This window comes from Streptomyces hygroscopicus subsp. hygroscopicus, from assembly GCF_001553455.1.
In the GTDB taxonomy this organism is placed as follows: Bacteria; Actinomycetota; Actinomycetes; order Streptomycetales; family Streptomycetaceae; genus Streptomyces; species Streptomyces hygroscopicus.
Window position 1 is genome coordinate 1 of sequence record NZ_BBOX01000449.1, and the last position, 9751, is coordinate 9751.

The window sequence follows — 9751 nt, forward strand, 5'->3', positions numbered from 1 at the left end:
CACTCTCCCCGGGGGCCGCCAGCAGCTCGGCGTGGAGCGCCCGCAGCTCCGGCCCCGGATCGGCGCCCAGCCGCTCGACGATCTCCGTACGGATCGCCTCGTAGGCGGCCAGCGCCTCGGCCGTACGGCCCACGTCCCGCAGGGCACGGATGCGCAGCGCGTGCAGCGGCTCGTCCAGGGGGTGGGCGTCGCAGAGCCCGGTGAGCACGGGGAGCGCCCGGCCGGCGCGGCCGAGGGCGAGGTCGGCGGCGAGCCGGGCACGCCGTGCGTCCAGCCGATGCGCCTCGGCGCGGGCGGCGGGCGCCCCGGCATCGGGCAGATCGCTGAGCGCCGGCCCGCGCCACAGCGCGAGGGCCTCGTCGAGCAGATCGACGGCCTTGGCGGGATCGCCGTCGGCGAGGGCGCGGGCGCCTTCCTCCGCGAGCCGCTCGAAACGGTACAGATCGACGTCGTCCGGGTCGGCGATCAGCCGGTAACCGCCCGGAACGGACTCCACCGCGTCCTTGCCGAGGACCCGGCGCAACCTGCCGACCAGGGCCTGCAGTGCGCCGTTGCCGTCGGCGGGCGGATCGGTGTCCCAGATCTCTGCGATGAGCACCCCGGTGGTCCGCGCCCGTCCGGGCGCCAGCGCGAGCGCCGTCAGCAGCGCACGCAGCCGCGCCCCGCCGACGTCCACGGGGGTGCCGTCGTCGTGGCGGGCCTGGGTGGTGCCGAGGATGCCGTAGCGCACGGGCCCATTGTGGTGGATGACCCGCCAGGCGGGGCATCGGCCTCGGACCGCACGCGCCGCGACGGCCTCCCGGCGAACGTCGGGCACCGGTCCGCTACGGTTGCCGGACGGCCGGAGCCCCACGGCTGCCGGACGCCGGAACGTTGCCGGACGGCCGGAGCCCCACGACTGCCGGACAGCCGGAACGTTGCCGGACGGCCGGAGCACCCGCTGCCGAACGGACGGATCCGCTCCCCCCGGACGGACGGATCCGCTCCCCCGGGCGGAACGGCCCGCTCCCGCCCGGAACCAGCCCCCTCCCCCGCTCGAAACCAGCCCGCTCCGCCCGCCGGGAACCGGTCCCCTCCCCGCCCCGAACCAGCCCGCTCTTCCCGCCCGGAACCAGTCCCACTCCCCCGCCCCGAACCAGCCCGCTCCGCCCGCCCGGAACTCCGCGCACGCCGTCCGTCGTTTTTTCAGTGATCACCAGCCCGTACGGAGACCCACGCCGATGACCACCGCAGTCAGCCGCCGCGACCGGCGCATCTCTCCCGTCTTCCTCGGTCTGGTCGCGATCATGACCGTATCCGCGTGGGCCGTGTGGACGGACTACTCCGCGAGCCCCGGCTTCGCGGTCTTCCTGTTCGTCGTCTCCGGCTGGGTCGTCTCGCTGTGCCTGCACGAGTACGCCCATGCGCGCACCGCGCTGCACGGCGGGGATCTGACGATCGGGGCGAAGGGCTATCTGACCCTCAACCCGCTGAAGTACACGCATGTGGCGCTGAGCATCGTGCTGCCCCTGATCTTCGTGATCATGGGCGGGATCGGGCTGCCCGGCGGGGCGGTCTTCATCGAGCGGCACCGGATCCGGGGCCGCTGGAAGCACAGCCTGATCTCGGCCGCGGGCCCGCTGACGAACGTGCTGTTCGCGGCCGTGCTGACCGCCCCGTTCTGGCTGGGCGCCACGGACCGGGTGCCGGAGCTGTTCCGCTACGCGCTCGCCTTCCTGGCGATGCTCCAGGTCACGGCCGCAATCTTGAACTTCCTGCCGGTGCCCGGCCTGGACGGCTACGGCGTGGTCGAGCCGTGGCTTTCCTACCGCGTCCGGCGCCAGGTCGAGCCGTACGCGCCGTTCGGGATGCTCGCGGTCTTCGGGATCCTGTGGATACCGGAGGTCAACCAGGCGTTCTTCGACGCGATCGACGCGGTGATGCGGGCCCTGGGCGTATCGGACTGGGACACCTACTGGGGTCAGGAGTTCTTCCGCTTCTGGCAGGGCGCGCCCGGTCTGCCCGGTCTCGGCTCCTGAGCCGTGTCCCGTCCCGGCTCCTGAGCCGTGTCCGGTACCGGGTCCCGCGCCGCGCGGGCGCCGGGTGTCCGGCGGGGTGGGGACATTCCTAGAGCTGCTCCGGATCCATGAGACCCCTCGGGCCCGAACGGTAGTGTCGACGCCACATCGCGTTCGGACCGGACGAAAGCGTGCGCGCACATGACGACATCCCCCGCTGCCACCGAGAACCGCACCAAACGCTCGTCCACCGTGCGGGCCGGGGAGGCCAGTGGTGACCGCTTACGGCTGAGCGTGTACGACATGCTCATGGGGCCGATCCCCACACCGCGCGTCTTTTTCTACCGGGAATCACTCGACGGCGAGGCGCTGCGGGCCTCGCTCGGCAGGGTACTGCGCGATTTCCCGGTGCTTTCCGGCCGGATGCAGAAGGATCCCGACGGCGGTCTCAGCGTGCTCTGCAACGACGCCGGGGTGCGGTTCGTCGAGACGTACGCGTCCGGGCCCATGCCGGATCACGGACCGCTTCGTACGGCGAAAAAGGGGATCGAGCGCTATCTGAGCATGATCCTGCCGTTCTGGGTGGTGGACCGTGACACACCGCTTTTCACCGTGAAGCTCACCCATATGAAGGGCGGCGGCTCCGTCCTGGGCTTCATGATGAACCACGCGGTGGCCGACGGGACCAGCTATATGCGGTTCCTGGAGAGCTGGTCGCGCGAGCACCGGGGCCTGGACCACCCCGCGCCGCACTTCGACCGCGAGGCCATCGCCGGGCTGGCGGTGCCCTCCGCGGACGGCGCCCGGGCCGGCGGCGCCCACCTCACCGTCACCGGGCGGGGCCGGAAGTCCGCCTTCGTGGGCCGTCTGCTGCTGGCCAGCGCCGGCGGCGTGACGACGGTGACCACCCGGTTCTCGGCGGCCGAACTGGCCGCCATGAAGGACGCCGCGACGGCCGATCTGGCGGGTACGCAGCGGTGGGTGTCCACCAATGACGCGCTGACCGCCCACCTGTGGAAAGTCCTCGGCACCTTGCGTGGCCGCCCCGACACCGTTTCGGAGCGGCTCGGTCTCATCGCCGACTTCCGTCCGTTCGTCTCCGGGGCCGTACCGGACGCGTACTGGGGCAACGCCATCACCAACACCCGGCCCGGGATGACCGCGGCCGAACTGCGCTCCCGCTCGCTCGGCGAGGTCGCCGCGGCGGTCCGCGCCGGTTACGCGGAGAACACGAAGGAGAGGATCGGCGAGGAGGTGGCGTTCCTGGACGCCGAGCGCGAGGCGGGGCGGTTCCAGCGCGTCATGACCACCATGGCCCTCGACTCGTTCGACAGCACCATCGCCCTCAACAACTGGTCGAAGCTCCCCTTCTACGACATCGACTTCGGGACGGGCGCACCCTTCTGGTACGACTTCCCCTCGAATCCCATTCCCTGGACGGTGCATATCGCGCCGACCCCGCCGGACCAGGACGGCGGCCGCGATGTGTACATGGCGCTGCCCCGGGCGCAGGTGCGGACCCTCCGGGAGCGGGAGCGGAGCTGGGCCGGCCGGTTCCACCGTTACGCGGGCTCCGGTGAGCCGTTCCCGCTGACGTTCTGAGCGGACCCGCCCGGGGCCGCCCGGGTCCGCCCGGGTCCGCCCGCCCGGCGGTCCCGGGCGTCAGTCAGCTCACGGCCCCGGGCGTCAGCTCGCGGCCCCGGCCGTCAGCTCGCGGCGCCCGCGCTCTCGCGGTCGGCCGCGCGGGCGGCGCGGGCCCGGCGAATGTAGTACCAGGCCATGTTGGACGAGATACCGGCGATCAGGACCCAGATGATCCCGAGCCAGCTCCCCCGCGCGAAGGACACGACGGCCGCGGCGATGGCGAGGACGCAGACGGCCAGGGTGCAGAGGGCGAGGCGGGGCATGGGGTCGGCTCCTGTCGGGGGGTGTGACACTCCCGCCATTGTCCCCCATGCCCCGCCGGAGGGGCCGGGCGCCCCGGGTGCGGCGGTCGCGGGCGGGCGCCCTCAGACGTCGGTGACGCGCAGCCCCGCGTGGGCCTTGTAGCGGCGGTTGACCGAGATCAGGTTGGCCACCAGGGACTCCACCTGGTGGGCGTTGCGCAGCCGGCCCGCGTAGACGCCGCGCATCCCCGGGATGCGGGCCGCGAGCGCCTGGACCAGGTCGGTGTCGGCGCGCGACTCCCCCAGGACCATCACATCGGTGTCGATCTGCTCGACCTCCGGGTTCTGGAGCAGCACCGCCGAGAGGTGGTGGAAGGCCGCGGTGACCCGGGAGTCCGGCAGCAAGGCGGCGGCCTGCTCGGCGGCGCTGCCCTCCTCCGGCTTCAGGGCGTACGCCCCCTTCTTGTCGAAGCCCAGCGGGTTGACGCAGTCGATGACGAGTTTGCCGCTGAGCTCCTCGCGCAGCGACTCCAGCGTCTTGGCGTGGCCGTCCCACGGGACCGCGACGATGACCACGTCGCTGCGGCGCGCGCACTCGGCGTTGTCCGCGCCCTCGACGCCCAGCTCCGCGCCGCCCAGCTCCCGCGCCGCGGTCTGCGCCCGCTCGGCGGCGCGCGAGCCGATGATCACCTTCTGGCCTGCCCTGGCCAGCCGGTAGGCGAGGCCGCGGCCCTGGTCACCGGTGCCGCCCAGGACGCCGACGGTCAGACCGGACACGTCGGGGAGGTCCCAGGGGTCCTTGGCGGGGGCCTTCTTCGCGGGGGTGTCGGATCCGGAGTTCACGGCATGAGGTGTGTCAGGAGTAGTCATGACAGCGATCCTGTCACGCTCCCCCCTCCGGCTTCACCGTGCCGTTTCGCAACGTCCGCCGGCTACGCCTTCACGCTTCCCTCCGTCAGCCCTGTGCGCCAGTACCGCTGGAGGACGCCCATCAGCACCATCAGCGGCAGGACGGACAGGAACGCCCCGCCGACGGTGTACTGGTACAGCTCCGGCTGCCGGTCCGCGTACCCCTGCCAGGAGGTCAGGCCGAGCTGGATCGGGTAGAGATCGGAGTCGGAGAGCATGACCAGCGGCAGGAAGAAGTTGTTCCAGATGTGCACGAACTGGAACAGGAAGACGGTGACCAGCGCCGGGGTCATCAGCCGCAGCCCCAGCGTGCAGAAGATCCGGGCCTCCCCCGCGCCGTCGATCCGCGCCGCCTCCAGGAGGGAGCCCGGGACGGCGGCGGCCGCGTAGATCCGGCAGAGGTAGACCCCGAAGGGGCTGACGGCGCTGGGGATCAGCACGGCCCAGTAGGTGTCGGCCAGGCCGATCTCGCTGAACAGCAGATAGAGCGGAAGGGCGAGCGCCGTGCCGGGGATCAGCACTCCGGCCAGGATGACGTTGAAGATCCCCTCCCGGCCGGGGAAGCGGAAGGTGGCCAGGGCGTAGCCGGCCGCGGCCGACAGCAGGGTCGCGGCGAGCGCGCCGGCGCCCGCGTACATCAGGCTGTTGGCGAACCACCGGACGTAGACGCCGTCGTCGTGGCTGAGCACCCGGTGCAGATAGTCCAGCGGGTGCGGGTCGTGGAACCAGAAGCCGAAGGTGCCGAAGAGATCGCTGCTGGACTTGGTGGAGGAGACGACCAGCCAGTAGACGGGGGTCAGGAAGTAGACGGCGGCGACGGTGAGCAGCGAGACGGTGATGACGCGGTGCCGCACGGGGGGTTCCGTCGCGCCGCCGCCCCGCGCGGCGCGACGGCGGGGGCGGGACCGGGGGCGGCAGGGACGGGGCCAGGGGCGGCGGGGGCGGCGGCCCGCACCGGGCCGGCTCTCCGGGGCGCCGGTGCCGTCCGGGCCGCTCAGGACGTCCGGTGCGCTCATCCGGGTTCGCCGTCCTTCCCCCGCTGTCCGACAAGTCTGAGGAAACCGAAGGACAGCACGCAGGCGACGAGCGCGAGCAGCACCGCCTCGGCCGCCGCAATGTGCTGGTTGTTGCTGGTGAACGCCTCGTTGTAGGCGGCCAGATTGGGGGTGTAGCCGGAGTCGATGGAGTTGCTGAGCGGTTTGAGCACCTTCGGTTCGGCGAAGAGCTGGAGGGTGCCGATGAGGCTGAAGACGGTGGTGAGCACGAGCGCCGGCCGGATCAGGGGGAGTTTGATGTGCCGGGCCACCTGCCAGGCGCCGGCCCCGTCGATCCGCGCCGCCTCGTACAGCTCCCCCGGTACGGCCTTGAGCTGGGCGATCAGCACCAGCATGTTGTAGCCGGTGAACTGCCAGGTGACGATGTTGGCGATGGACCACAGGACCGTCCCGCGGCCCAGGAAGTCCACGTCCCAGCCCGCCGCGTGGGCCGTCTCCACCAGCGGGCTGATCCCGGGGACGTAGAGGAAGCCCCACAGGATCGACGCGATCACACCGGGCACCCCGTACGGCAGGAAGAAGGCGGTCCGGAAGAAGCCGACCCAGCGCGCGGAGGCGGCCTCCAGCAGCAGCGCGAGACCGGTGGCGAAGGCGATCATCACCGGGATCTGGACGGCGCCGAAGAGCAGCACCCGTCCGAAGCCCGCCGTGAAGCGGTCGTCCTGGAGGGCGTGCGCGTAGTTGGACAGGCCCGCCCACACCTGTTGGGTGTCCCCGCCGAGGCCGAGCGGTCCGGTGCGCTCGACCTTCAGCAGGCTCTCGTAGAGGGCGTAGCCGATGGGGGCGACGAAGCACAGCAGGAAGAGCGCGAGGAAGGGCAGCAGGAACCCGGACGCCGCCCGGGCGCCGCGGGCCTCGGTCCGGGTGAGGCGGCGGGGGCGCCCGCTCATCGGCCGCCTCACCCGGCCTTCACCTTGAGTCCCTTTTCCCTCAGGTCGGTGATGGTCTCGCCCTGCACCTTCCGCAGCACGGAGCGGAAGGGGGAGCCGTCCCCGATGGCCGCGGTGAAGGCGTCGCCGAGCCGCTGGTAGAGGGTGTCGGTGGCGGGGCCCCACTGCCAGCTGGTGTCCACGCCCTTGCTCGCCGCGTCGAAGACCTCGCTGTACTCCTGGCCGCCGAAGAAGTCCTTGTGCACGTCGAGCTGGGAGGTGGTGTACCCCCGCTTGGCGCCCGGGGTGCCGTAGCCGTTCTCGATCAGCAGCTTGATCGACTCGGGGTCGGTGTTGAGCCAGACCGCGAAGGCCAGCGCGTCCTTGGGGTACTTCGTCCCGGCGAAGACCGCGGTGGTGGAGCCGCCCCAGTTGGCGAAGGCGGCCTCGCCCTTCCGCCACTGCGGCATGGGCGCGACCCGCCACTTCCCGGCGGTCCTGGGCGCGTTGCCGACCAGCAGGGCGTCGCCCCAGCTGGCGCCGAGCCAGGAGGCCACGGCACCGGTCTGGACATCCTTGTACCAGGCGTTCTGCCGGTCCGGGATGGTCTTGATCAGCTTCCGCCGGACCAGGTCGTACCAGTAGTCGGCGACCTTACGGGTGGGCTCGTCGTCGATGGAGACGGTCCAGGTGTCGCCCTCGGTGCCGAACCAGCGCGCCCCGGCCTGCCAGGCCAGCCCGGCGAAGCGGTTGCCGTTGGTGGCCGAGAAGGTCTCGATCCAGGCGCCCTCGTTACGGATCGCCTCGGCCGCCGCCTCGTAGTCGTCCCAGGTGGCGGGCGGTTCTATGCCCCACCGGTCGAAGAGGTCGCGGCGGATGAACAGGCCCATCGGACCGGACGCCTGCGGTACGGCGTAGACGGCCTTGCCGAAGACGGACTGCTGCCACTGCCAGCCGATGAACTTGTCCTTGTGCGCGGCCACCCCGTACTCGGTCAGGTCCAGCAGCCCGTTGTCGACGAGGAAGCTGGGCACGACCGGGTATTCGATCTGGCCGAGGTCCGGCGGACTGCCCGCCTTGATGGCGGCGTGCATCTTGGCGTACTGGGCGCCGTCCACGGCCGAGACCTTCTCGACCTCGACCCGCACCTCGGGGTTCTCCCTGTTCCACAGGGCGACGGGCTTGTCGATGCCCGGCACCCAGGACCAGAAGGTCAGGGTGATCTTCTGGCCCTTCTCCCGGCCCTTGGGCCCGTCGCCCCCGTCGCCGTCCGAGCCGCAGCCCGCGAGGGCGAACCCGGCGGCCGCGGCGGCCGCGGCGCCGAGGACGGCGCGGCGGGGCGCGCCGTCCGTTCGCGTGTCCTGTCGGGCCGTCCGCGTGTCCTGTCGCGGCGTTTGCGTGTCCCGCCGGGCCGTCCACGTGTCCTGTCGGGCCGTTCGCGTGTCCTGTCGGGGCGGGGTGTCGGTGTCGCTCGTACCGGCCGGGGTGTCGTTCATATCAACTCCTCCGTCGGAATGCGCCGGAATGTGAGGGTCGAGTAGGCGCTGAAGTCGCCGGTCTCGTAGAGCAGTCCGACCGTGGCGTCATCGACCCGGACCAGATCGGAGTAGGCGGCGGGCAGACCGTTCACGGTGTGCGTGGGCCGCCAGGTGACGCCGCCGTCATGGCTGGTGCGGACGGTCATCAGCGCCCGGTGCACGGGGTCGGCGGGACCGGAGTAGAGCAGCGCGTCCGGCTCGCCCAGGTGCAGCACGCTGCCCTCGACCACGGGGGTGACCAGACCGGCCTGGGGCCGGAAGGGGAGGTCCAGGGTGGCTCCGCCGTCGTGGGAGTAGGCGTCGGCGCGGGTGCCGGGCGCGGTGGCGGCGGTGCGGGCGTTGAAGTAGACCCGGCCGTCGGGGAGTTCGGCGGCGGTGGTCTCGTTGGCGTTGACACGGCCGTCGGGGTTGTCGTCCACGTATCCGATGCGCCAGGTCGCGCCGTCGTCGTCGCTGAGCAGATCGTGCCCGCCGTCGTACCGCCCCTCGGTGCCGTCGTCGCCGGGGACGGTCGGGGGCAGGGAGTGGTTGGCCGGGACGACGATCCGGCCCGGGTGCGGTCCGTGGCGCAGCCGGATGGCGTGCCCGGGGGTGGTGGCGTACCAGCGCCATTCGGGCCGTTTGGCGCTCGCGGTGATCTCGCGGGCCTCGCTCCAGGTGGCACCGTCGTCATCGCTGTACGTCAGCCACACCCGTCGTCCGTCGGCCGCGCCGACCTCGCCGCGCCGGATCCGGTCCTCGGTGGCGGAGGCCGCGCTGCGGACGTGCACCAGCAGGACGCGGCCGTCGTGGGGGCCGCCGTCGAGGACGACGGGGGCGGGGTTGCCCGCCGTGCCGTCACCGTTGCGGGCGACGACCTGTAAGGGGCCCCAGGTGCGTCCGCCGTCGGCCGACCGCTTGAGCACGAGGTCGATGTCGCCGTGGTCGGCGGAGGAGCCCACCCGGCCCTCGGCGAAGGCGAGAACGCCTCCGGCGCGGGTCGACACGGCCGCCGGGATGCGGAAACTCGCATACCCCTCGGTCCCCGCCCGGAACGGAACGGACACCTCGTACGGACGCGCCGCCCCCGTGCCGACCGCCATAGGACCTCCCGATGCTCCGTCGCAATCGAGTGCCGAGTCAGAAAAATGGGACATAGGACGTCCCTTGTGTGCCGCGACCATAGGATTCGCCTCACAGAGCGTCAAGGCACGGCGCATGAACAGTTGCCGACGCCCCCGCGACGGCCCAACAGCGGTGGGAGGGAAGGCACTTGGCGCGGCAGAGGGGGCGCGTGGGCTTGGCGCGGCGGACGGGCCGCGGGGCTTGGCGCGGCGGACGGGCGCGGGGCCTGGTGCCGTGAACCGCGCGTGGACCCGGCGCGGCGGTCTCGGCGCACCGAACGTGGCGCACGGACGTGGCTCGGGGCGGGCCCGGCCGACCGTCTCGCCGCCTCGACCCTCCCGAACACGTTCGCCCAAGGCGTCCCGAAAGGGCCCCGATGGAGTGAGCCGGGGC

9 protein-coding genes are annotated in these 9751 nt (G+C 72.2%); 2 read left to right on the forward strand and 7 right to left on the reverse strand.

Features of this window, described 5'->3' with window-relative positions; translation table 11 throughout:
* On the reverse strand, positions 1-730 hold a 730-nt coding region (locus AXW62_RS35580), incomplete at its 3' end, for an AfsR/SARP family transcriptional regulator (RefSeq protein ID WP_169808204.1).
* 490 nt (positions 731-1220) lie between these two features.
* On the opposite strand from AXW62_RS35580, the gene AXW62_RS35585 reads away from it, so the two are divergent.
* Positions 1221-2018, forward strand: coding sequence for a site-2 protease family protein (locus AXW62_RS35585; RefSeq protein WP_060948061.1), 798 nt, complete (start codon positions 1221-1223; stop codon positions 2016-2018).
* A 180-nt stretch (positions 2019-2198) separates the two neighbouring features.
* Positions 2199-3599, forward strand: coding sequence for an acyltransferase (locus AXW62_RS35590; protein ID WP_060948062.1), 1401 nt, complete (start codon positions 2199-2201; stop codon positions 3597-3599).
* Between the two features lie 104 nt (positions 3600-3703).
* Here AXW62_RS35590 and AXW62_RS35595 read toward each other — a convergent pair whose 3' ends face one another.
* The 6 genes from AXW62_RS35595 to AXW62_RS35620 all read right to left on the reverse strand — a co-directional run bounded on the left by AXW62_RS35595 (position 3704) and on the right by AXW62_RS35620 (position 9336).
* Positions 3704-3904 (reverse strand): hypothetical protein, encoded by a 201-nt coding sequence (locus AXW62_RS35595; protein ID WP_030825568.1) that lies wholly within the window; start codon positions 3902-3904, stop codon positions 3704-3706.
* Between the two features lie 102 nt (positions 3905-4006).
* Positions 4007-4753: an NADPH-dependent F420 reductase gene (gene npdG / locus AXW62_RS35600; RefSeq protein WP_060948063.1), complete on the reverse strand. Its 747-nt coding sequence runs from the start codon at positions 4751-4753 to the stop codon at positions 4007-4009.
* 62 nt (positions 4754-4815) lie between these two features.
* On the reverse strand, positions 4816-5808 hold the full coding sequence (locus tag AXW62_RS35605; RefSeq protein ID WP_252368855.1) for a carbohydrate ABC transporter permease: 993 nt from the start codon (positions 5806-5808) through the stop codon (positions 4816-4818).
* Complete coding sequence (locus AXW62_RS35610) at positions 5805-6737, reverse strand: carbohydrate ABC transporter permease (RefSeq protein WP_060948065.1); 933 nt, start codon at positions 6735-6737, stop codon at positions 5805-5807. The genes AXW62_RS35605 and AXW62_RS35610 overlap by 4 nt, the downstream gene beginning before the upstream one ends.
* Positions 6738-6745: 8 nt before the next feature.
* Entirely contained in the window at positions 6746-8212 is a 1467-nt protein-coding gene (locus AXW62_RS35615) for an ABC transporter substrate-binding protein (RefSeq protein WP_079115950.1), read from the reverse strand.
* On the reverse strand, positions 8209-9336 hold the full coding sequence (locus AXW62_RS35620) for a sialidase family protein (RefSeq protein WP_060948066.1): 1128 nt from the start codon (positions 9334-9336) through the stop codon (positions 8209-8211). The genes AXW62_RS35615 and AXW62_RS35620 overlap by 4 nt, the downstream gene beginning before the upstream one ends.
* Between the last annotated feature and the right edge of the window lie 415 nt (positions 9337-9751).

What these genes read in the sequence shown, in the direction of transcription:
- AXW62_RS35605 (WP_252368855.1), bottom strand. Translation starts at nt 5,808, where the DNA reads ATGAGCGCACCGGACGTCCTGAGCGGCCCGGACGGCACCGGCGCCCCG.
- AXW62_RS35595 (WP_030825568.1), bottom strand. Translation starts at nt 3,904, where the DNA reads ATGCCCCGCCTCGCCCTCTGCACCCTGGCCGTCTGCGTCCTCGCCATC.
- npdG (WP_060948063.1), bottom strand. Translation starts at nt 4,753, where the DNA reads ATGACTACTCCTGACACACCTCATGCCGTGAACTCCGGATCCGACACC.
- AXW62_RS35610 (WP_060948065.1), bottom strand. Translation starts at nt 6,737, where the DNA reads ATGAGCGGGCGCCCCCGCCGCCTCACCCGGACCGAGGCCCGCGGCGCC.
- AXW62_RS35585 (WP_060948061.1), top strand. Translation starts at nt 1,221, where the DNA reads ATGACCACCGCAGTCAGCCGCCGCGACCGGCGCATCTCTCCCGTCTTC.
- AXW62_RS35590 (WP_060948062.1), top strand. Translation starts at nt 2,199, where the DNA reads ATGACGACATCCCCCGCTGCCACCGAGAACCGCACCAAACGCTCGTCC.
- AXW62_RS35615 (WP_079115950.1), bottom strand. Translation starts at nt 8,212, where the DNA reads ATGAACGACACCCCGGCCGGTACGAGCGACACCGACACCCCGCCCCGA.
- AXW62_RS35620 (WP_060948066.1), bottom strand. Translation starts at nt 9,336, where the DNA reads ATGGCGGTCGGCACGGGGGCGGCGCGTCCGTACGAGGTGTCCGTTCCG.